General features: G+C 55.7%; 22 protein-coding genes. 11 read left to right on the top strand and 11 right to left on the bottom strand.

Annotation, left to right across the window (positions count from 1 at the left end):
* Both Pyrde_RS02095 and Pyrde_RS02090 read right to left on the bottom strand, forming a co-directional pair.
* Positions 1 to 558: a hypothetical protein gene (locus Pyrde_RS02095; protein WP_156327980.1), complete on the bottom strand. Its 558-nt coding sequence runs from the start codon at positions 556 to 558 to the stop codon at positions 1 to 3.
* Positions 559 to 663: 105 nt separating this feature from the next.
* Positions 664 to 1,866, bottom strand: coding sequence for an ATP-binding protein (locus tag Pyrde_RS02090; RefSeq protein ID WP_055407786.1), 1,203 nt, complete (start codon positions 1,864 to 1,866; stop codon positions 664 to 666).
* Positions 1,867 to 2,008: 142 nt separating this feature from the next.
* Here Pyrde_RS02090 and Pyrde_RS02085 point away from each other — a divergent pair, with 142 nt between their 5' ends.
* The 3 genes from Pyrde_RS02085 to Pyrde_RS02075 all read left to right on the top strand — a co-directional run bounded on the left by Pyrde_RS02085 (position 2,009) and on the right by Pyrde_RS02075 (position 4,828).
* Positions 2,009 to 3,034 carry a hypothetical protein gene (locus tag Pyrde_RS02085; protein WP_055407784.1) on the top strand — a complete coding sequence of 342 codons (1,026 nt, stop codon included), beginning with the start codon at positions 2,009 to 2,011 and terminating at the stop codon, positions 3,032 to 3,034.
* Positions 3,035 to 3,138: 104 nt separating this feature from the next.
* Positions 3,139 to 3,927: a type VII toxin-antitoxin system HepT family RNase toxin gene (hepT, locus tag Pyrde_RS02080; protein WP_055407782.1), complete on the top strand. Its 789-nt coding sequence runs from the start codon at positions 3,139 to 3,141 to the stop codon at positions 3,925 to 3,927.
* 52 nt (positions 3,928 to 3,979) lie between these two features.
* Positions 3,980 to 4,828, top strand: a complete 849-nt coding sequence (locus Pyrde_RS02075; RefSeq protein WP_055407780.1) for a M55 family metallopeptidase — start codon at positions 3,980 to 3,982, stop codon at positions 4,826 to 4,828.
* Here Pyrde_RS02075 and Pyrde_RS02070 read toward each other — a convergent pair.
* Together Pyrde_RS02070 and Pyrde_RS02065 are read right to left on the bottom strand one after the other, a co-directional pair.
* Positions 4,825 to 5,802, bottom strand: a complete 978-nt coding sequence (locus Pyrde_RS02070) for a BadF/BadG/BcrA/BcrD ATPase family protein (RefSeq protein WP_055407779.1) — start codon at positions 5,800 to 5,802, stop codon at positions 4,825 to 4,827. The two genes, Pyrde_RS02075 and Pyrde_RS02070, sit on opposite strands and share 4 nt — an antisense overlap.
* 53 nt (positions 5,803 to 5,855) lie before the next feature.
* Positions 5,856 to 6,200: a hypothetical protein gene (locus Pyrde_RS02065; protein ID WP_055410633.1), complete on the bottom strand. Its 345-nt coding sequence runs from the start codon at positions 6,198 to 6,200 to the stop codon at positions 5,856 to 5,858.
* Positions 6,201 to 6,344: 144 nt separating this feature from the next.
* On the opposite strand from Pyrde_RS02065, the gene Pyrde_RS10345 reads away from it, so the two are divergent.
* The 3 genes from Pyrde_RS10345 (at position 6,345) to pdxT (ending at position 9,220) form a co-directional block, all read left to right on the top strand.
* On the top strand, positions 6,345 to 7,391 hold the full coding sequence (locus tag Pyrde_RS10345; RefSeq protein ID WP_082419408.1) for a CBS domain-containing protein: 1,047 nt from the start codon (positions 6,345 to 6,347) through the stop codon (positions 7,389 to 7,391).
* A gap of 168 nt (positions 7,392 to 7,559) precedes the next feature.
* Entirely contained in the window at positions 7,560 to 8,615 is a 1,056-nt protein-coding gene (gene pdxS, locus Pyrde_RS02055) for a pyridoxal 5'-phosphate synthase lyase subunit PdxS (protein ID WP_372435192.1), read from the top strand.
* A gap of 2 nt (positions 8,616 to 8,617) precedes the next feature.
* On the top strand, positions 8,618 to 9,220 hold the full coding sequence (gene pdxT / locus Pyrde_RS02050; RefSeq protein ID WP_055407777.1) for a pyridoxal 5'-phosphate synthase glutaminase subunit PdxT: 603 nt from the start codon (positions 8,618 to 8,620) through the stop codon (positions 9,218 to 9,220).
* Here the strand turns inward: pdxT and Pyrde_RS02045 are convergent.
* From Pyrde_RS02045 to Pyrde_RS02035, 3 genes are all read right to left on the bottom strand, one after another.
* A complete protein-coding gene (locus Pyrde_RS02045; RefSeq protein ID WP_055407775.1) occupies positions 9,210 to 9,617 on the bottom strand; it encodes a hypothetical protein in 408 nt (135 codons plus the stop codon). The genes pdxT and Pyrde_RS02045 overlap by 11 nt on opposite strands.
* A gap of 80 nt (positions 9,618 to 9,697) precedes the next feature.
* A complete protein-coding gene (locus tag Pyrde_RS02040; RefSeq protein WP_055407773.1) occupies positions 9,698 to 10,366 on the bottom strand; it encodes a LysE family transporter in 669 nt (222 codons plus the stop codon).
* A 118-nt stretch (positions 10,367 to 10,484) separates the two neighbouring features.
* Complete coding sequence (locus tag Pyrde_RS02035) at positions 10,485 to 11,369, bottom strand: MBL fold metallo-hydrolase (protein ID WP_055407771.1); 885 nt, start codon at positions 11,367 to 11,369, stop codon at positions 10,485 to 10,487.
* Between the two features lie 239 nt (positions 11,370 to 11,608).
* On the opposite strand from Pyrde_RS02035, the gene hypD reads away from it, so the two are divergent.
* The 4 genes from hypD to hypF all read left to right on the top strand — a co-directional run bounded on the left by hypD (position 11,609) and on the right by hypF (position 16,635).
* Positions 11,609 to 12,814: a hydrogenase formation protein HypD gene (gene hypD / locus Pyrde_RS02030; RefSeq protein ID WP_055410627.1), complete on the top strand. Its 1,206-nt coding sequence runs from the start codon at positions 11,609 to 11,611 to the stop codon at positions 12,812 to 12,814.
* A 54-nt stretch (positions 12,815 to 12,868) separates the two neighbouring features.
* Positions 12,869 to 13,141, top strand: coding sequence for a HypC/HybG/HupF family hydrogenase formation chaperone (locus Pyrde_RS02025; RefSeq protein ID WP_055407769.1), 273 nt, complete (start codon positions 12,869 to 12,871; stop codon positions 13,139 to 13,141).
* 33 nt (positions 13,142 to 13,174) lie between these two features.
* Positions 13,175 to 14,236 carry a hydrogenase expression/formation protein HypE gene (hypE, locus tag Pyrde_RS02020; protein ID WP_055407767.1) on the top strand — a complete coding sequence of 354 codons (1,062 nt, stop codon included), beginning with the start codon at positions 13,175 to 13,177 and terminating at the stop codon, positions 14,234 to 14,236.
* A gap of 74 nt (positions 14,237 to 14,310) precedes the next feature.
* Positions 14,311 to 16,635, top strand: a complete 2,325-nt coding sequence (gene hypF / locus Pyrde_RS02015) for a carbamoyltransferase HypF (RefSeq protein WP_055407765.1) — start codon at positions 14,311 to 14,313, stop codon at positions 16,633 to 16,635.
* Positions 16,636 to 16,667: 32 nt separating this feature from the next.
* Here the strand turns inward: hypF and Pyrde_RS02010 are convergent, their stop codons facing one another.
* The 4 genes from Pyrde_RS02010 to Pyrde_RS01995 form a co-directional block, all read right to left on the bottom strand.
* Positions 16,668 to 17,012 carry a hypothetical protein gene (locus Pyrde_RS02010; protein WP_231656772.1) on the bottom strand — a complete coding sequence of 115 codons (345 nt, stop codon included), beginning with the start codon at positions 17,010 to 17,012 and terminating at the stop codon, positions 16,668 to 16,670.
* Between the two features lie 190 nt (positions 17,013 to 17,202).
* Complete coding sequence (locus Pyrde_RS02005; RefSeq protein WP_180385510.1) at positions 17,203 to 17,787, bottom strand: hydrogenase maturation protease; 585 nt, start codon at positions 17,785 to 17,787, stop codon at positions 17,203 to 17,205.
* Positions 17,750 to 18,115, bottom strand: a complete 366-nt coding sequence (locus Pyrde_RS10585) for a hypothetical protein (RefSeq protein ID WP_055407759.1) — start codon at positions 18,113 to 18,115, stop codon at positions 17,750 to 17,752. The genes Pyrde_RS02005 and Pyrde_RS10585 overlap by 38 nt, the downstream gene beginning before the upstream one ends.
* Positions 18,108 to 18,509 carry a hypothetical protein gene (locus tag Pyrde_RS01995; RefSeq protein WP_055407757.1) on the bottom strand — a complete coding sequence of 134 codons (402 nt, stop codon included), beginning with the start codon at positions 18,507 to 18,509 and terminating at the stop codon, positions 18,108 to 18,110. The genes Pyrde_RS10585 and Pyrde_RS01995 overlap by 8 nt, the downstream gene beginning before the upstream one ends.
* A 468-nt stretch (positions 18,510 to 18,977) precedes the next feature.
* On the opposite strand from Pyrde_RS01995, the gene Pyrde_RS01990 reads away from it, so the two are divergent.
* The gene (locus Pyrde_RS01990) at positions 18,978 to 20,408 is read left to right on the top strand and encodes an NADH-quinone oxidoreductase subunit B family protein (protein ID WP_055407755.1); all 1,431 of its coding nucleotides are present in this window, start codon (positions 18,978 to 18,980) and stop codon (positions 20,406 to 20,408) included.
* Positions 20,409 to 20,530 lie beyond the last annotated feature (122 nt).

Genomic DNA, 20,530 nt, shown 5'->3' with positions numbered 1-20,530 from the left:
CTACGAGTTGTCCGGCCTCTCTTTGTGGGAGCCTACGGTGGGCGGGATAGGCGAAGAAGTACCAGGCGTCATGCGCGTCGTTAAGGTACAGCTCTTCGAGCCACTCCAGAAGCTCTTGTGTGTGTGTGGAAGCGAACTCTTGGACAGCATTAGCTTAATTTGGTACTCGGAGTCAAAGACACGGCGTCCTATATGCTCTGCCATGTACGTATAGGCTTCTCTACTTTTCAGTATGCCGAAGGCTGCTATTGCTGTACGGATGTAGATGGCTTTCGCCTCTTTGCCCCGAGTTGATGTCACGTCCTCTAGGTCGAGGAGATCGTCGAGGAGGTTAACTAGCGCGTCTACCACGGTTATTTCCTCTAATTCTTCGTTCGCCAGATCTGGGTAGACTCGTAGTGCTAAGGAGGCTCTGGAGGCCTTGGCTCCGGTGCTCCATAGTCTCGTGAACAGTTCTACTATGGCTTTGGCTAGCTCTGGTACGGTGACGCTCTTCTCTACTGCTCTGTGGAATGCTTCTCCGACGCGGGGCTCCCAGTACCAGAGACCCCTGCCCACGCTGTACACCACGGTAGGGGCTGGCTCTGGTTTTCGGGGACAGAATCGCTGTGTAGGAATTTAGGCTTATTGATTGTGGCTGGCCTGGTATAGCTTATGGACCCGTCATGTGTTGGTTTGCTGTCTCGCCTTGGCTGCTAGGTCCTTGGTGTCCCATACTTCTAGCCATGTCTCGGGGACTATGGTCTTGTCTGGTACTATGAGTAGCGCCTGGGCGTCGGGGAACCGGGCTAGCTTCTCCTCGATGTGTCTTAGCTCTCTTCTTGTCAGCTTTTCTACCCATTTGACTTCAGCGACGAGTCTTATCCGCTGGAACTCGGCGAGCGCGATGTCTATCTCGGGTTCTAGTATCTTTACGGGCTTGTAGCCGAATAGCCCGGCTAGTAGCCGCTCCATGAAGCGCTCGACGAGGAGCGGTATACGGGTCTTGACGGCCTTCTCTATGTAGCTCCATGGGAGGGGTAGGTCGTAGAAGCCGTATCTGGCGTCGAGGTAGTATACTAGCTCGGTCAGCGGCGAGACGTGGCGGTAGAGGCTTCTCCTCCGTTTCCCCCATACCTCTATCCTCTCTAGTAGCCCGGTCCTCAGCATCACGTCAATGTACTTTGTTATGTGTGATGTTGAGGGCTTCTCTAGCAGCCCGCGTGCGTGCAGGTACGCTGCTATCTCTGTGAGCTTGTTCCTGCCGGCAGCTATGGCTTCGAGTATTGCGTCGAACCGTCGGGTGTAGGTGTAGTCCTCCTCGTCGAGGACCTCCCCTACGAGTGATTTCGCGAATTCTCTGCCGGAGAGGACTATGTCCTTGATGCTTCGGCCTATGAGTACTGGTTCCTGGTAGAAGACGAGGTGCTCGACGAGAATCTTTCCTTCGAGGCTCCAGTCTGTGGCGAGGAGTTCTACCGGCGATATGAGGCCTACCTGTCGTATCGAGAAGAGCCCCTTGAGGGGTGCTTCGGGGCCCTCGGTGAACCTCCGGTGGTAGTGCATTGTCGATGTTATGAGCACCATGTTCTCTTGGCATACTCCTGCCTGTAGGGCGTCGAAGAGTCTTGGGTCGGCGCGGTGGAACTCGTCGAGGACGATATTGTCCTCGGACCTGCAGAGCCTGAGGAAGACCCTGGTGTCTATCTCCTGGTCTTCTAGCGGGTCGTATATGGTGCCGCCTTTCCTCACTATGAAGTACTGGTAGTCAGGGAGTACTAGCCGTGTGTAGAAGGTTTTGCCGGTCTTTCTCCTCCCGTAGAGGAGCCTCCTACCGCCTTGCTTTAGGAACTCTTCTAGCCACGGCCTCTTGATAATGATACCCACAGTATGATACCACCAGTATGATACTGTGAGTAGCGCTACTTATAGGCTCAGTGCAGCCCTAGGCGCTCTAGCGTAGCCCAGTCGGGACGGGGCTAGATGGTTTTAGCATCCCTGGGGCCTGCTGCCTGCCCTGGTGCGGTGTATGGCTGGCCGTGGGCTAGCACTCTACCTTGCGCTCGGCGTTGTCGGCCTCATTGTAGGACTCTACGGAGCCCATGGAGGCTCTGTCGTGCTGGCTGTTGTTGGCGGGCTACTGGGTATCCTCGGGTTCGGCGAGGTCACTGTGCACGGGCTTGAGGAAGCCGCGCACGCCTATGGGCTTCGTCGCTACGCGGCGAGTGTCCTGGTGAATAGTCTTGCTGTTGCTCCGGAGCTGCTCCTGGCCTATAGTATCGGCTCGAGGGGGGTGGCGGAGGGCAACCCGGAGCTAGTCGAGCTAGCAGTGCTGTCTGTGATGGTGAGTGCTGGGTTCAACTTGGCTGTGCTTGGCATCGTGGTGCTCATGGGCCGTGGCGGGCTAAGGACGCCCCCGGAGGCCTCGGCTATAGAGCTGCCTTTGCTCCGTGCGGTGGTAGCCGCTGTCTCGGTTATCGTGCTCTACGCGTTGGTGGAGGCTGCCTACCTCGGAGTGGTGCCTAGGGACCCCTTGGAGGCGTCTCTGACGCTCCTCGTGTTCTTCCTCGTCTACATACTCTGGGTCGTGAGGGCCGGCCGCGAGCCCGGCGCGGGAGCTGGCGGGCTCGGGTGGGCCCCATGGCTGCTCGGTGGCCTGGGCGGCCTCGTGGCGGCGGCTGAGGCTATGAGCGCTGGGGTCGAGGGCATGGTTCACGGCATGGGTCTTGGCGCAGCGGGGCTCCTCATAGGCCTGGTGGGCGTGGCGCCGGAGGCTGTGCTGAACCTCCTAGCAGCGGCGCGGGGGCGGCGCGAGGAGGCAGGCTTCGGGCTAATAGCCGCTACTAGCGCTACGCTACTCCTAGTATACGCTGTCCTGGCTATACTGCTCCCCCTGCCCCTGGACCGCTACATCGTCTACACGCTCGGCGTGCTCGCGGCAGGTCTATGGCTGGTGCAGCACAGTATAGCGAGCGGCGGCGAGCTGGACAAGAACGAGGCTGTGCTGATAATCCTGCTCAGCGTGAGCAGCCTGTTACTCTTGGCTAGAGTATAGCCCGGCGCCGCGCAGCGGGGTGGCCCCTCCCCCGCTATCCGTGGTGCGTGCCGTGGCGGTGTTATTACCTGGCGTGGTGGACGCGTAGAGCATAGGGGCGCGGTGTGTCGAGGCTCCAGGAGCTTCTCAGCATGATTAGGGGCTACTACGAGGAGTTCGTAGACGCGCTAAGGGAGTATGAGCGCGGCGAGGAGAGGGTATACGCGGTAGAGAGGCTAGCCCAGCTCATAGCGCAGTGCATCCTCGACTTCGCTGCAGTGCTCGCCTCTAGGGAGAGAGGGGTGAAGCCGGGTAGCTACCGCGAGCTGGCGAGGTGGCTAGCCAGACGCGCTGGGCTCGGCAGCGACCTGGCGGAGTTCCTTGAAGGGCTCGCGGGGTTCCGTAATATACTCGTCCACATGTACGCCGAGATAGACAGGGAGCTCGAGATGGAGGCGTTCAGGGAGATAGCCGAGAAGACGCCCCATGTGGTCGCGCGGCTCGCGGAGCTAGCCCGGGACGACCCCTGTATCGGCGAGGTGAAGCAGCGGATACGCAGGGCAGCGGAGCGCCTCGGACTACGCTTGGTCCTCCTGTTCGGCTCGCTAGCGCGCAGCGGCTGCGGCAGGGACGTGGATCTGGCGGTTAGGCTTGGGCGTAGGCCACGGAGCATGCTCGAGGTGGGCAGGCTCCAAGCTGTGCTCGAGGACGAGCTAGGCGTGCCCGTAGACCTCGTGGTACTGGACCTGGGGGTTAGCCCGGCGCTCGCGAAAACCCTGGTAGACGAGGCGGTGCTCGTCTACGGGGACCCCGGGGAGGCGGAGGAGGAGCTACTCCGCCTCTACAAGCTATACCTAGACCACGTAGAGGCCTCGAAAGCGAAAGCGGCGGCCGCCGGCCCGCAGCGGCAGTAACGGCCCCAGCATTATTACCTTCAGCGGCGCTAGCCCACAGGGTGCCGGCACAGTGGCTGGAAAAGTGTTTGTCTCTGTCGACGCGGAGGGCCTGCCCTACATAGTCTCGCCGCTCCAGCTCATGCCGGGGCGTAGCCTCTTCAGCGAGCTCCGCTCGGTCGCCACTAGGCTTACGCGCCTAGCAGCGGCGCTGCTGGTCGAGCAGGGCTACAGCGTGGTGGTAGCTGATAGCCACGGGCTCATGGTCAACATCGAGCCGCAGCAGATGCCGCGCGGCGTGGAGGTGGTGCGAGGGTTCCTGCGCAGCCTATCCATGGTGGCTGGCGCCCGTGGCTCGAGCTACGCGGTGTTCCTCGGCTACCATGCCCGGGCTGGCGTGGACTCTGTGCCCGCCCATAGCTTCTCGAGTAGAGTGGTGTACAGGCTCACGGTCAACGGGCTAGAGGCGTCCGAGTACCTGTTCAACGCCCTGCTGCTAGGAGAATGGGGTATACCGGTAGGCCTCGTCGCGGGGAGCGGCGAGCTGGGCAAGGAGGTAGAGCAGTACACCCCCTGGGCGGTGTGGCTCCCCCTGTCGAGGAGCACTGGCTACCTATCGTCCGTGTCGCCCTCCATCGAGGAGGTTGAGGAAGACCTGCGGGAAGCCGTTAAGGAGTCCATCCGGAGGAGCCGCGCCGGCGAGCTGAAGCCGCTCCGGATGGCCTGGGACGCGGTAGAGGTATGCATAGAGTTCATGAGCCCAGCCTACGCGGAGACTGCGGCCCTCATGCCGGGCACAGCGCGGGACACGGGGCGCCGGGTATGCTACCGGGCGGCGAGCGTGGAGGAGGCCTACCGGGCGATGGAGGCCATGGTGTACCTCGGCGGCTTCACAGCCCTGCTGACCCAGCAGATGCGCTAGCCCCCCTCCTCGTAGAGGCCCTGCGCGGCCTCCAGGACCACGGGGTTCTCAGCCACGGCTTCTGCCTCCTCTCTCAGCCCTGCCTTCTCCAGGGCTAGCATCAACGCGCCCAGAGCAGGGTAGACCTCCCTACTGCTCATCCTCAGCCCGTGCTCCTCCAGCCCCGCTCTGAACCTGTCCCGGAAGACCCGGCTCCGGAACATGGAGCCCGTCACGTAGACGGTGTCTAGGCCGGCCCTCCGGGCAGCCACGACGGCGGCCCAGGCTAGCTCCTCGGCGCCCTGCTCTAGCAGCTCGCGGGCCTCCCCGCAGCCCTCCTCGGCGGCGCGGGCAACGTGGAGGGCGAGGGCGGCGATGCGGTCTACGCGGCCTCGCGTAAGGTAGAACCAGTACGCCAGCTCATCGCCGCTAGTAACGCCCAGGGCGCGGGCCACTGCGTCTGTTAGGCAGCCACGCTGCTCACGGCCGTCGAGCACGCGGAGCAGCCTGCGTAGAGCGGCCCGGGAGACCCAGAAGCCGCTCCCCTCGTCCCCCAGGAGCCAGCCATGGTCCCCAACGATTATCCTCTCGCCGCTCGGCGATAGTGCGTAGGCTATGCTCCCTGTCCCAGCTATAACCAGGACGCCGGGTGCGCCGCCAGTAGCGTGCACTAGGGCTATGTACGCGTCGTGCTCGACTACTAGCCTATCCCCGTAGCCGCTAGCCGAGGCTATAAGGCCGGCTAGCTGCCTGGCGAGAATCCTACTGTCAAGCCCCGCGAACCCAGCCACTACCACGGACACGCGCCTGGCCCTATGCCCGGTGCCCCGCAGCGCATCCTCGATGGCTTCGCGTACAGCAGCCCCGGCGGCAGCCGCGCCGACGTTAACCGGGTTACCCGGCCCAGCAGCGCCCGCCCATACGCCGCCGCTACCAGTATCGTAGACCAGGGCCCGCGTGTGCGAGGCCCCTGCATCCACCCCTGCTACGAGCACGGCAGGGACACCGTGAGTGGTGCTTCCCCGGGAGCCGGCGCGGAGCGCGCCCGCTACCCCTGCTCCATGGCGCGGAGGGTTTCGCGTAGCGCTAGCAGCGCCACTAGCAGGATGAGGGCCAGCAGCGGCACGTGCTCGGCTGCCAGTCTGCCTAGCTCGCCGGTCGGCGAGACTATGCTGCGGGAGACTCTGCCCGCGTTGAAGCCCGCGAGGAGAACGAGGTAGGCACTAGTCTTCCTCATCCCCTTCAGTAGCCCTATTAGCGCGGCGGTGTAGGCTGTTGCTAGTACAAGGTTCTCCGCTACGAGGAACCTGGACAGCGGCGCTGCTAGGTTGATCCCGAGGTAGGATAGGGCCAGCAGGGCTACGAGGGCTCTAAGCAGCTTATCAGTAACCATTTCGGCTCCCACCTCGCGTAGCCCCATCGCCGGGCTTAAATAAGGGTTGGCGGAGCGCCGCCGCCCATAGAAACGTTTTTATAGAAGCGGTAGCCCGATTCTACATTATAAATCTCCCTACCTGGGCGCCCCGGGTGAGGAAACATGACGGGGCAGATACTCCCCCTCGTCAAGGATGTCATGGAGGCTAAGAGGCTCTCCATAGCCGCCGCGGACCTAACGCTAAGAAAAGCAGCCGAGGTCATGCTAGCCAACCGCGCAACAGCAACGGTGACGCTAGACGCGGAGAAGAGGCCAAGCCTCGTCCTCAGCTTACGCCGTCTAGTCAAGGCGGTAGCCGAGGGCACCGACCTCGACAAGGCGCGTGTAGCCGAATACGCTGTCACAGACCCGGTAGTAGTCAGGCTAGACGATCCGATCGACGAGGCGCTAAGGATAATGAAGAAGGAGATGGTGCGCTTCCTGCCAGTAGTAGACCACCGCAACAGGATACGCGGCCACGTGGAGCCACGCCACATAGCCTTCCACCTATGGAGGCTCATACCCTACGGCACGGCTACCGTGGAGGCAAAGTCCAGAAACATGGTGGTGATTGACCCTGATGCGAGCCTCCAGGCCGCGGCCAAGGCCATGGACAGTAACGGCGTGACAGAGGTATTCGTGCGCAGCGGAGACGAGCTCAAAATACTCCGCGAATGGGACTTCCTAGCCGCGCTCGTGGAGGGCGTAAACCCGGCCGAGGCTAGGGTCGGCGACTACGCCCGTGGAGAAGCGATAAGGGTGCCAGCGGACTTCGATGCACGCGCTGCAGTAGAGCTGATGGAGGAGAACGATGTACTACGGCTGGTAGTCCACGATAAGGAGGCAAACGCAGACAGGGTTGTGACGGCGACGGACCTAGCCTTCGCGGCGCTAAGCCATATAGAGAAGGTAGGCCTCAGGACGGTGGCGCTAATACTGATAAACGTTGAGCCTGGCCGCGAGCAGGACGTAGCAGCCAAGCTTGCCGAGATAGACGAGGTCAAAGAGGTGCTCAGTGTACCGGGCATATACGACCTAGTAGCCAGGGTAGAGGCGAGCGACGTAGACACGGTGGCGGAGATAGTGACGCGGAGGATACGCGGCATGAGAGAGATACGTGACACTCTAACACTGGTAGCGATACCATACTTCCGGAAAGCCAGAGCCTAGGCAGCCAGGCGCTAGGGCGCACAGCGCTTTTCTCCAGTGACGCGGGCCGAGCCGGCTTGCTTCAGCCGCGCTAGACATAACCCGGTTATTGATCTGTCTATCCCTGGGGATACAGGTTTATCACTCCCCCGGGTACACAGCACACCCACCATCTCGGTGCACCAGGCTGTGACACTACCCCCCTACCACGTAGGCGTGGAGAGAGCCCGCCTATACGAAGTCGGGTTTGACCGTATAGTGGACTTCTTCTACCGCCTAGCCGAGGCTGCTGATAGGCTCCGCGAGGACGGCTGGTTCCAGTACGGCCCAGAGAAGCTCCCAGAGTACATCGAGATACCCGCCCGCGGCACCCTCCGCGTCAAGTACGGGTTCCCCGTGTTCCAGAAAGGCGGTGTCTGCATGGATGTGACAAACACCGAGCAGGCCGGGATAGCGGAGGAGGCCGGCGCAGCCTCGGTAATGGTTCTCGATAAGTTGCCCTACGATGTTCGTCGCCAGGGCGGAGTAGCCCGCATGGCTGACGTGAAGGTGATACAGCAGGTCATGGATACTGTCACTATACCAGTTATGGCTAAGGTGCGTATAGGCCACTACTATGAGGCAGCCATCCTCGAGAGCATAGGTGTGGATATGATAGACGAGAGTGAGGTACTCACCCCTGTAGACGAGAAACACCACATCAACAAGTGGCTATTCAAAGTACCATTCGTAAACGGTGCCAGGAACCTCGGCGAAGCTCTCCGCCGCATAACAGAGGGCGCAGCAATGATCCGTACAAAAGGCGAGGCGGGTACAGGAAACGTCGCCGAGGCGGTTCGCCATATGAAGATAATCGTGAAGGAAATATGGAGCCTACGCGGCATGACACCGGAGGAGAGGATGCGGATAGCCCGCGAGTACGGCGTACCACACCAGCTAGTAGAGCTCACAGCACGGCTAGGCCGCCTACCCGTAGTAAACTTCGCTGCCGGCGGCATAGCCACGCCTGCGGACGCGGCGCTAATGATGTGGCTCGGTGCTGACGGCGTGTTCGTCGGCTCCGGTATATTCAAGAGTAGCGATCCCAGGGAGCGAGCGGCAGCAATAGTCCTTGCCACGAGTATGTGGGACGATCCGGAGACCGTAGCAGAGGCACAAGCGATGATAAGCGAGCAGAAAAGCATGATGGGTATCGACATACGCAAACTCAAGCCCGAGGAGCTGCTACAGGTGAGAGGCGACTAACCGTGAAGGTAGGTATCGTAGCTCTCCAGGGAGGCTTCTGCGAGCACGTCTACATGCTCCGCAAGCTAGCTGAGGAGACCGGCTGGAGCATAGAACCCGTGCTGGTGAAGAAACCCAGCAACCTCCGCGGTCTAGACGCGGTAATAATCCCTGGCGGCGAGAGCACAACCATAGGTGTAGTTGCCCGTCGCATAGGCCTTCTCGACGAACTACGCGATCTACTCGAGTCCGGGCTCCCAGCTATGGGCACATGCGCGGGTGCTACACTGTTGGCGAAGAGCGTCCGGGACCGCGTCGTGGGCGAGACTCGGCAGCCGCTACTAGCAGTAATGAACATCGAGGTGGTGAGGAACTATTATGGTAGGCAGAGGGAGAGCTTCGAGGTAGACCTAAAGATACCAGTGTTGGGTGAGAAACCCTTCCGTGGAGTCTTCATCCGCGCTCCCGCGATAACCAGGCTATGGGGCCGCGCCAAGGGCATAGCAGAACTGGATGGCGTCACGGTTGCAGCCGAGGAGGACGGTAAGCTAGCGCTAGCTTTCCATCCCGAATTGACAGGAGACACGAGGATACATCGCTACTTCATAGAAAACATTAAGCGCTAATTTTTCTCTGTGAGTTAAGCCCGCTTTTTAGTTCCGATAAGGCTTTCTCTAGGTCTTCCAGGCACGAGTCCTCGGCTAATACTTCCGCGAATTTCTTGACAGCAGTAAACAGATCTACTTTCTGAAGCTCAGCGAGCGCCTCCAGGGTGCTCACAGCTCTCCCGACCTCGGTGAAAACTCGGCTACATCGCATTATGGTGTTGTAAAGGTGTTCGCTACCGAGTCCTTCCTGTTGCGAAAATACAGCCAAATGGCTCAGATCCTTGAGAAAGTCTGCTATGACTCCACGTAGCAGTTTTGAATCTAAACGGGGTAGCTTGGGAAGCCTCCTTACCACTCGGATGCTACGCTCGAGCTGCAATATTATGCCTTGTAATGTGTAGAGCTGTGATGCCATGGCAGCTCTAGCCCCAGAAAAGATCCTGGATTTATCCCAGAGGGAATAGAGTCTTGGGACAGGCGTTAAATAGAGAAGGCCTAGAAGGGGAGAATACGTTTTCCTACAAAACTCCGCGCTAGTATATCTGCAGCGAAAAGCAGCAATATTACTCCCAGCCCTGCGAGTAATGCTGCATACAATCCTGCAATTCTAGAGAGTCCGGCTCCAGCAGCAGCTAATAATACCAACCATGCATAGTCCATCCATACGTGGCTAACGTACATGGTTGTGAAGCCTTGTGTTCCGCGTTCGGCGGCGTCGCGTACTAGGGGAAGGCCAACGGTTATCCACCAAGCTAGAAAGTAGGGATTGAATCCTGTGAGAACTATGCCAGTAAGGAGAGCCCCTAGAGCACCTCCACCGATGGTAAATGCGGAATTTGATTGTATTACACCAGAGGCTGCTGCAGTAGCGTCGCGAAATAGCCCATAGGCGAAGAACACTATGAAACCAGCTACTAGGATGTTTAGTGGCTTCTCGATCCTAGCTAGTGCTCGATTGAACCTTTCAGCCCATTTGACGAGAAGAGCTACATATGGCAGCTCAAATAGCATATGTCCTAATGCTACCAAGAAGCCTCCAAGAGGGCCAAGGAAGGCACCGACGGCTACTGCGCTAGCTGAAAGGGGCCCAGGACTAAGTGCACCGCTGGGAGTTATTGCTAGGGTTTTTGCTACTAGACTCTTGAGTTCCTGTCTACTCCCCAAGTGTGTACACCCCGAATTGTGTGATTATGACAGATCTCGTTGTGGTATGTATCGTGTCTTGATGCAGATAGGATGCAAGGGGCTAGGCTATGGAGACTCTACTAACTAGTAGATATTTCTAACGGTGGACAGCTATGCTTTTCGCCCACTTAGGAACACCGTTTACAACTTCTCTCTGGGCTCTGCCGAGCGATGTGAGAGCGTTAAGGAGAGCCCTTACGCTGGGCATATATATCGAATACGCTCTCCTGCTTCTTGCCAAACCTGTAGCGACCAAAAGTAACTCTATGACTTCGTCTGCAGAGAGTGGTTCTTCCTGAAGAACGGATTCCACAAGTGAGAGCATCTCGTGGATCTTCTCTCTATTGCGTCTTATGACGCGGCGAGCTTCTTTAGCTTCAACCGGAAAGCCGTGTCCCGGTACCAAGACGTCGTAATCAAATTTTTCCAACCTGTTCAACGTCTCGAGCCATGAAATCGTATCGGTGTGATATAATATAGGATTTCCTTCAAGATACTCTTCACCGTAAATGGCGTCACCGGCTACGAGGAATATAGTGCCACTAGCCTCAACGAGGTATACTGTATGACCAGGTGTATGTCCAGGAGCAGCTATGGCTTTTACTAGCGTACCACCAACCTCTATGTTGCCTGGCTCTACTAGCACATCTACTCTAACACCATTTCCAACAAAGTAGGGTGTTATGTATCGTTCATCGAACCCGGCAGTCCAGCCCATAGTAGCCATGTAGTTTATCTTAGGTTCCTCTACTAGCGGAACGCAGTAACGTGGGGCATAGATAGTTGCGCCTTTCTCCCGTAGAGGACCAGCATAGCGAAAATGGTCAACATGGCCATGAGTAAGTAGTACAGTATTGACTCGGTCAAGTACACGAGAGGGATCAACGACTAGCTTGTCGCTGTAGATTAACGTGTTTACTGCAAAGTCTCCTCTGCAAATTCTCACAGCACCACTATAGCTTATGCAGTCCCAGCTCCCCATTGGTGACAACCTCGCGGAGCACACAACTAACATTGGAGAAAGGTTTTTAATCTATATTGGAGCGCGTCGATGTTAAGTCCACGCCTCCTGCCGAGAGAGATAAAAACCACCGCTATTGACATCCTTGAGACAGTAATGCTTTCTATAGAGACTAACTACAACTTTTGGCTCAGCCGGGCGAACATAAATTAAGCCCTTGTAGTTGGATACTGTCCAACGGTGTTTCATGAGCCTTGGCGGTGGAGCGGCAATCAGCAAGGTCACACCTCCTTAAGGCGCTTGAAGAGAGGCTTCGAAATCAGAAGCTTGCTCGCAGAATTGTAGAAAAGATTCATAAACTGGCACCAGTAGCCGTTCAGCGTATAGGCCAGACACCTATAAAGATAATGGATTTCTGTGGTACTCACGAGTATACAGTTACACATTATGGTATACGTAGTCTCATGCCGCCAGAGGTTGAGATCGTAGCTGGCCCTGGATGTCCTGTTTGTATAACGCCAGCCTACTACATAGACATTGCTATAAAGCTAAGCATGGAAGGTATCCGTGTTTACACTTATGGTGATGCATACCGTTTACCTGGCTCGGGCAAACGCGGTCGAGACATTAGAAGCCTAGAGGAGGCTAGGGCTGCAGGCGGTGACGTCATCGTAGTATACAGCATTCTCGATGCCATCCGGATGGCGCGCCGCGACAAGAAGCCCAGCTTATTCCTTGCAGTAGGCTTTGAGACTACTGTTCCGGCGACAGCGAGCCCCGTAGTAGCCGGGCTAGTACCCAATAACCTCAAGATAATGAATATCCATCGTCTAACACCGCCTATAATGAGGTTCGCTTTTGAGACTCATAAGGACAATCCGATAAGGGGTGTAATCGCGCCAGGGCACGTATCGACAGTAATAGGTGTTAAGTCGTGGAAGTTCGTTGTAGACGAGTACGGGATACCGACAGTAGTAGCAGGCTTTGAACCCATTGATGTGCTCTTAGCAATACTCGAAATACTGCGCCAGCATATAGAGGGCAGACCTAGGATAGTGAACGAGTATAAACGCGTAGCGACATGGGAGGGTAATATACGTGCGCAGAGGATAATGTCAGAATGCTGCGAAGAAATTGATGCAGCATGGCGTGGTATAGGCTTTGTTCCTCGCAGTGGCCTAGCGTTCCGCGATAAGTACAGTCATGTGGATGCGTTTAAACAGTACGGCATAAAGGAGCTTACACCTGATGAGTGGAAGTATGACCTTCCGCCGGGCTGTCGTTGCGCTGAGGTAACGCTTGGTATAGTTAAGCCTACTGACTGTCCCCATTTCATGAAAACATGTACACCTGGTACACCCTATGGGCCATGTATGGTAAGCAGTGAAGGAGCATGCGCTGTCTGGGCTCGGTTCGGTGGTGGCGGCCTAGCCGAAGAGATAGCTCGTAGCCTTAACATAATTTGAGATCGTACCGTTTTTCTAAATCCCACGCATGTGTCTTCGCGAGGTGTATAAATTATGTGTCTGGGCATACCAGCTGAAGTAAAAGATGTAAAGGGTAATATAGCTGTAGTAGATTTTGGAGACGGCGTTCTGCGGGAGGTAGATGCCGGTGCAATAGAGGATTTGAAGCCTGGTGACTTGGTCATAGTGCATGCCGGCGTGATAATAGAAAAGATTAACGAAGAACGTGCCAAAGAGATGATACAGGTGTTTGACGAACTCATATCTGAGCTTGAGAAAAGAGCTGAAGAAATCGAGAAACTCCTAGGGATAGAGAAGCTCCTCTAATAAATCCGGAGTGCATCTTAGAGGTGTACACTGATGACATGGTATGTTCGTCTTTGGAAGTTCATAACTCTGGCTCACGGCTCCGGAGGCAAGGAGACCGAGGAGCTAGTAAAGAACCTAATAGTTCAGAGCGTGCCTCCGGAGCTTTGGAGGGTTGAGGGAGGTACAGGGCTAGATATTCTAGACGATGCAGCGCTTATACCTGCTGGCGAAAACCGCTACATAGCGGTAACAGTTGACACCTACACGGTAAAGCCAATATTCTTCCCGGGTGGCGATCTCGGCAAACTAGCCGCCTCCGGTACTATAAACGACCTCTTGATGGTGGGTGCCAAGCCTCTGGCAGTGCTTGACGGGGTCGTTGTAGAGGAGGGTTTCCCGATAGAGGACTTCAAAAAGATAATGGGGAGCTTCATACGTACATTGGCCGAGGAGAAGGTAGCTCTAGTAGGTGGCGACTTCAAGGTCATGCCTAAGGGCCAACTGGACGGCATAGTAATAGCATCGATGGGCATAGGTATAGTCGAGGGTAAGCCCATAGTGGACACAGAGATACGGCCCGGCGACAAGATAATAGTCTCCGGCTACTTAGGCGATCACGGTGCAGCCATACTAGCCGCGCAGCAGTCTCTCGGTGTAGACCTCGGAGTAGAAAGCGACGTCAAGCCGCTCACAAGGCTGATGCTCCCGCTTCTAGAGAAGTATCGGGACAGCATACACGGGGCGGGCGACCCAACCCGCGGCGGCCTCGCAATGTTGCTCAATAACTGGGCTGAGAAGACTAAGACCGTTATAGTGATAGATGAGGTAAAGACGCCAGTCCGGCCCCAGGTACGCGAGTACGCCGAGATGCTAGGCGTAGACCCCTTCAGCCTAGCGAGCGAGGGCGCAGCAGTACTAGCTGTGGAGCCATCCAGGGCCGAGGAGATAATTGAGTACATGCATAGCCTAGGCTTCAAAGAGGCAACGATAATAGGCGAAGTCTACGAGCCCAAGGACCCCAGGCATGCCGGTAGAGTACTCCTCAAGAGTGTGGCTGGCGGAGTCCGCATACTAGAGCCTCCCAGCGGCGAAATAGTCCCACGTATATGCTAGCATCACCATATCTAAGGAGTTGTTCTATTTCCGCGTTTTCTACCATCCTTTCCGCCTCTAGGGTGTAGTTCGCGTTGGCAACAGCTAGGAGGGCTCTGCGGCTCCGCGTAACCGGCATAGTGCAGGGAGTGGGCTTCCGCCCATTCATATACCGGCTTGCTGTCTCCCGCGGCCTCGCAGGCTACGTCCTGAACCTTGGTGGTAGCGAGGTAGAGATCTACGTCGAAGGTCCACCTGACCAGCTCGCGAGCTTCATCAAGGGCCTCTACCGGGAGAGGCCGCCGCCAGCCCGCATAGAGGAGCTAGAGATAGAGGAGGCTGAGCCCCAGGGGCTGGGCAGCTTCACTATAAGGAAGAGCGAGCGGCGGAAAAGCAAGCGCAGCATGATACCCCCCGACTTCGGTATATGCAGTGATTGCCTCCACGAGATACACGACCCCTCTACCAGGTTCTACCGGTACTACTGGAATAGCTGCGCCTGGTGCGGTCCGAGGTTCTCTATGATGTACACGGTACCCTACGACCGCGAGAACACAGCCATGAAGAAGTATCCTCTCTGCACGGAGTGTCGCCGCGACTACGAGGATCCCGCGAACCTCCGCCGGTTCCACGCCCAGGGGATAAGTTGCCCCAAGTGTGGTCCAAGGACGTACGTCTACACGATGGACGGCAAACGGCTCGACGTGCCGGACCCCGTGGAGTGGGCGGCCGAGAAGATTGAGGAGGGCTACATACTGGCGATAAAGGGTGTCGGGGGCTTCCACCTAGCAGCCCTCGCCACCCGTGACGACGTGGTCGAGGAACTGAGGCGCCGCAAACGCCGCCCCTCGAAACCATTCGCCCTAATGGCCCGGGACTGCAGCGTAGTCGAGATGATCGCTGAGCCGCCGCCCGGCGCCTGCGAGGTACTACAGTCGGCAGAAAGGCCGATACTCCTCCTCCCCAAGCGCCCTGGCTCACCTGTCTCTGAGCTCGTAGCCCCCGGCCTAGACACCATAGGGGTGATGCTGCCCTACACGGGGTTCCAGGCGCTCCTCCTCGAGCAGGTCCGCGATGGCTTCCTCATCATGACGAGTGGGAACGAGACAGGCTACCCCATGTGCACCACCCTGAAGTGCGTCTTCACCCACCTATGCGGCATAGCAGACTATGTGGTGGCCCATGACCGGGAGATAGTACACCGCGTCGATGATAGCGTGTTACGCTACACCGATGGGGAGCTGGTCTTCCTTCGCCGCGCCCGCGGCTATGCCCCCATGTGGCTATACGCTCCCGCGGAGCTGCCCGAGATGGTTGCGGTAGGCGCAGAGCTTCAAACGGCAGGTGCAGTAGCCTTCGAGGACAAAGTAGTGCCCACCCAGTACATAGGCGACATGGATGAACCGGGCCAAGTGGAAGAGCTGGAACGCGAGTTACGCTGGTTTGTAGAAGTCTACTCCCTAAAACCCAGAATAGTAGCCATGGACATGCATCCAGGGTACCATAACCGCGGTCTAGCAGCGAGGCTAGCAGAAGAATATGGCGCCGAGTTGGTGGAGGTGCAGCACCATCACGCCCACGCAGCAGCAGCTATGCTCGAGGACCGCGTACCTCCCGGCGAGGAGAAGGTGGCGATAACAATCGACGGTACAGGGTACGGTGTAGACTCCACGATCTGGGGAGGCGAGGTACTCGTAGCAAGCTACAGCAGCTTCACCCGCGTGGCCAGTCTCTACCCCTTCAGACTCCCCGGTGGTGACGCTGCAGCAAAGTGGCCGGTCCGGGCCCTCATAGGTCTCATGCAGGCTTCCGGTCTCGACGAGGAGGAGGCGCTGGATGTGCTGCGGCGCTACGGCCTATTATCGAGAGACAAGCTACCCCACGGCGAGACCGAGGCCCGGGTAAGCTACCGGCTAGCAGCTTTCGGGAAGGCACCCCTAACCACAAGTATGGGCCGTACACTTGACGCGTTAGCAGCGCTCCTAAGAATAGCTTGGCGCCGTGATTACGAGGGCGAGCCAGCGATGAAGCTAGAAGCTGCGGCGCGGGGAGGCCGTGACCACGGCTACACCCCAGGGTTGCTCAGTCTAGATGGTCGTCTTGTAGTGGATACTCCCGGGCTGCTACGATGGGTGCTCGAGAATATTGACAGACTCCCTGCTAGGGATATCGCTGTCACGATTCAGCGTGGCCTAGGCAGGGCTCTAGGAGAAGCGGCAGCTAGAGCAGCCCGGGGACTAGACGGTCCTGTCTACATCTCTGGTGGAGCGGCGGTAAACACATTCATAGTCCAGGGGGCTAGGCAGGTGTTAAGTGACTATGGGCTAGAGGTTCGTATACCGCGACGCCTCCCGCCTGGGGATGGCGGGGTGGCAGTAGGCCAGCTCCTAGTGGCGGCAGCGAAGCTTGGAGAAATATGAGAGATAACAACACTCAAGACGATAGATGGAAGCTAGCTCTCTCCTCCCTCTTTTATGGAGTCTATGCCTTCACTCTGAACTGCATCCTCGGCCTCCTTCATTGACTCTTCTATTATCTCCATTATTTTGCCTTGCTGAAATGCTCGGTCAAGTAACTCGAGACTAGCCATGTAAACAGCACATAACTCCTCCTTGGCTTTTTTAATTGCCTCCTCTGGACTAGCACCCTCTATCACATAGGTAGCGGTGAGGCCAACGCCTAGATGAGCGAGTGCCAACGATGCAAAGGGTAGAAGCGAACGCTGATTGTTGGCTTCGTTAAGCATAGCACCCCAGGCGCGGAGCATAGACATGACCCAATCTTTATAGTCGGGCATATTGTCCATACGCCATGTTACGAAATTTATTATTTCTTCAGACTTTTTCGTACAATTGTTACTTGACATATATGGCTCCCCGTTGCTGAATCATCTCTCCAACTTCTAAATCTTGTGCATTAGTGACACTATTATGCTTAACATGATGTATGTGGTATCTGGTGCGTCAATTTAAGACAAATGCCTTAAGCTAATCTAGAAGCGGTTTATCGCAGTTCCTATCAACCCAGTTTATAACACAGTTTATGTCAGCCTTCATGTTTGCACCAAGCTTAGCCAGTATGCGGCGTAATTCTTCCAGTGCTTGTGGAAGTGCCTTTTTGATATCTTTGCTAAGTCCTCCAGAAAACTCTATACGGTAGGGCTTTATACCGATCAGATAAGCTCGTCCCTTAAACAATTGTGCAGCGTAGGACAGTATCATTAGCCGGATAGGGTTAAGACTATGTGGATCCATTTCCTGCACTAGGGCCACGACCTCGTCCTCGCGGAGCCGTGATGGATCCAGTTCAAGGACGGCTATTCGTGCTGATTCGGGCATATCATCGGATATGTATGCGTCTATGAATACTACTGTTTCATATCCATCTAGCATAGTTATGTGACCTGGGTTTAGCTCTTGAATAGTAGCTATGTCTGCACCTTCTATACCGCCACAATATTTGATCCCATACGCTAGACAATAACCAACACCATCATCTCCATGGAGTGTATTACCTATACCTAGTAGGAGTATCCTATGTTTCACATTCTTGCTGGATCCACTCTCTTGCAAGTTTCTTGCACGCCCCCTCTGGATCATCCGTATCTCCGGGCTCACATTCAGCCAGGATAAAGGCTCGGTTCCAGAGCAGGCTCAATGCTGCTGCATAGTCGTCTAACCCAAGGCTACCTGTTAGATTCATCCATAATTCCCTGGTGAGCTGTAATGGATTCATTTTCCTAGCGTCACGTGGTTCGATTATGCGCATATATATGCCGGGGGCGCGGCCTTCGGTATGAACGGCACCTAGAATTATTACTAGATCTACGTTGCGACTAGTCGCTTCATCGATGAGCGACAATGCATCCATTGACCCGTCGATAATTAAGCATTTACCCATCCTGGCTTCCGGATTCTTCCCTATGAGTTCTAGGCTTAGTTCTAGGATGCCGCTGCCGCCTTTCACCAGGGGATTCGGGACTAATGCTACTAGTTTTTCCGGTCTTGCCGAGGCTACGGAGGTACTCTTCGAGTTGTACTCCATTACTCAGCCCCATGCTTCGTGCTATGAGTTCACGTAACTCCTCCAAACTGGGCTGTGCTGGTGGGTTAAAGCTGTAGAGGCTTCGGAGCATCCGTTTTTCTGGAGTTAAGTCAATACCTAGAGCTTCTTCAAGAGTTTCGAGGAACTCACGACGTATATTGTCTACTGCTTCTGCCACTTGATTACTAGCCCGAAGGAAGCTCCTTAGCCCCTCTACTAATGCGCGTCTCCTTTCCTTGGGGCTTGACAAGGGAATCGTTCCTCCCTGTCTATGCTCGTCTATCATATACATTAACTACTTGTCGCGAGTAGAGTAAGGAACGCTACGCAGTCCTGCCCCGGATAAGTCGTAAAAAGAATGGCTAAAGTAGTAAATAGGTAGGAGGTGTTGGAGTGTAAATCTGTGTCTGGATGTGGAGTGTTACGCGCCTACGGGGTCCGAGCCCTCCAGCTATAAGGGCCGTGAGGTAAGGCGGGGTTTACCGAATGCAAACGTAGATTAATTACGTGGTTGGTATACATCAAGCTATTGCCAAGTAGATTAATGTTGCTTTTTGATACTTGTTCGGATAAGCTACTTTATACGACTCCACGACAAGTATTAAGTTAGCATTTCTGGGTGTTAAAGATTCCCTGGTTTCCCGCCTTCGAATATATTTATTAACATTTATCCTTGGAGAGTTTCAGTGTCGGGAAAAATAAGTAGGGGGATACATTCATGGTCCAGCTCTCCCGTAGAGACTTCCTAAAGCTCACAGGAACGGCAGCATTCTTTGCCAGCCTCAACTGGGACGAGCTGATAAAGAAAGCAATAGCTGAGGTTAAGTCGGGTGGTATAAACATTGTATGGTTTGAGGCACAAGATTGTGCTGGCAATACTACGGCATTAATCCAGGCTACTAAGCCTGACCTAGTTGAGGTACTTGGTGGTTATAGCCATATAGCTGGTCCTGGTACAGTTAAGCTCCTATTCCACGAGACTGTGATGCTTAGCTGGGGCGAAGAGACACCCGAGTACGTCAAGAAGCTCGTCGAAATGAGCCCGGAGGAGCTGGCCGCTCTCGTAGAGAAACTCCCTGATGACGATCCACTCAAGAAGACATTGAAAGCATTCCTAGACCTAGGTTATAACCCAGGTCTCCTCCTCACAAGCCCAATTGATATACTAAAGCTCGCCGAACAGGGTAAACTCGACCCATTCGTGCTTGTACTTGAAGGTAGTTTCCCCATAGATGAAAAGGCGGGTGGACCGCCGCATAGCGACTACTTCTGTTATATAGGCGAGGAGAACGGCAAACCAATAACATGTACAGAGTGGATGCGCCGCCTCCTACCACGAGCCGTAGCAGTAATATCTGTTGGTAACTGTGCATGCTATGGCGGTATACCGGCAAACAAGGTTGTAGAAGTAGATTTCATGAAGAAACTAGGATACGACCTATTCCAGACTTGGACTGGTAAGGGCTGGAGTGCTAGCCCTACCGGCGCAGTTGGCTTCTTCCCTGATCCCGTTAGGGGCTTCAAAGGCCTAGTAGACCTTCTCGAAGAAGCAGAACCATTCCGTAACTTCGTCTACGGTCGTTGCTCCTTAAAGCCTGGCGAAATTAGGCCCGATTGTCGTCCTGCGGTATCCGTGCCAGGATGCCCTGCCAACGGTAATGGTCAGCTTCGCGTCATAGCAAATCTCATACTATGGGCCAAGGGTCTACTACCATTGCCTGAACTAGACCAGTATTGGAGGCCAAAGTACATCTTTGGTCCAACGGTACATGAACAATGCCCCAGGGCGGGAAGCTACGCTGCTGGCGACTTTAGGAAGGAGCCTGGCGATCCGGACTATAAGTGTCTGTTCGCTGTAGGTTGTAAGGGTCCAATCAGCAACTGTCCATGGAACAAGGTTGGATGGGTCGAGGGTGTGGGTGGCCCGACAAGAGCGGGTGGCGTGTGTATAGGCTGTACGATGCCCGGCTTCAGCGACAGCTTTGAAGGCTTCTATAAGCCTCTACAAGCTCCAACGACGCCTAGCACAGCATCTACTGCAGCCAGTGCTGCTGTCGCTGCCGTTGCTGGCGCAGCTGTAGCTTACGGAGTATCCAAGATGGTTGAGAAAAAGGCTGAAAAGGCTAAGGAGGAGCAGACACGCGCCTAACCACGATTAATTACGTATTAAGAACACTTAATTTTTGTAACTAAATATGGGATAGTAAGGGTCTGATACACTAAGGGTATACGATCATTGTAGTCTGTTAGCCGGAAACGTAAAAGTAGAAG

It is taken from the genome of Pyrodictium delaneyi (assembly GCF_001412615.1).
Classification (GTDB): Archaea; Thermoproteota; Thermoprotei_A; order Sulfolobales; family Pyrodictiaceae; genus Pyrodictium; species Pyrodictium delaneyi.
Note: the sequence above shows the minus strand (reverse complement) of the source record. Positions and strands in the feature narration are given on the sequence as shown.

Excerpts from the sequence above, each read along its gene's own strand:
- Pyrde_RS02010 (WP_231656772.1), bottom strand. The coding sequence starts at position 17,012 with ATGCCCGACTATAAAGATTGGGTCATGTCTATGCTCCGCGCCTGGGGT.
- Pyrde_RS02045 (WP_055407775.1), bottom strand. The coding sequence starts at position 9,617 with ATGGCATCACAGCTCTACACATTACAAGGCATAATATTGCAGCTCGAG.
- Pyrde_RS02035 (WP_055407771.1), bottom strand. The coding sequence starts at position 11,369 with ATGGGGAGCTGGGACTGCATAAGCTATAGTGGTGCTGTGAGAATTTGC.
- Pyrde_RS02085 (WP_055407784.1), top strand. The coding sequence starts at position 2,009 with ATGGCTGGCCGTGGGCTAGCACTCTACCTTGCGCTCGGCGTTGTCGGC.
- hypE (WP_055407767.1), top strand. The coding sequence starts at position 13,175 with ATGACATGGTATGTTCGTCTTTGGAAGTTCATAACTCTGGCTCACGGC.
- Pyrde_RS02025 (WP_055407769.1), top strand. The coding sequence starts at position 12,869 with ATGTGTCTGGGCATACCAGCTGAAGTAAAAGATGTAAAGGGTAATATA.
- Pyrde_RS02065 (WP_055410633.1), bottom strand. The coding sequence starts at position 6,200 with ATGGTTACTGATAAGCTGCTTAGAGCCCTCGTAGCCCTGCTGGCCCTA.
- Pyrde_RS01990 (WP_055407755.1), top strand. The coding sequence starts at position 18,978 with ATGGTCCAGCTCTCCCGTAGAGACTTCCTAAAGCTCACAGGAACGGCA.
- Pyrde_RS10585 (WP_055407759.1), bottom strand. The coding sequence starts at position 18,115 with ATGGGTAAATGCTTAATTATCGACGGGTCAATGGATGCATTGTCGCTC.
- Pyrde_RS10345 (WP_082419408.1), top strand. The coding sequence starts at position 6,345 with ATGACGGGGCAGATACTCCCCCTCGTCAAGGATGTCATGGAGGCTAAG.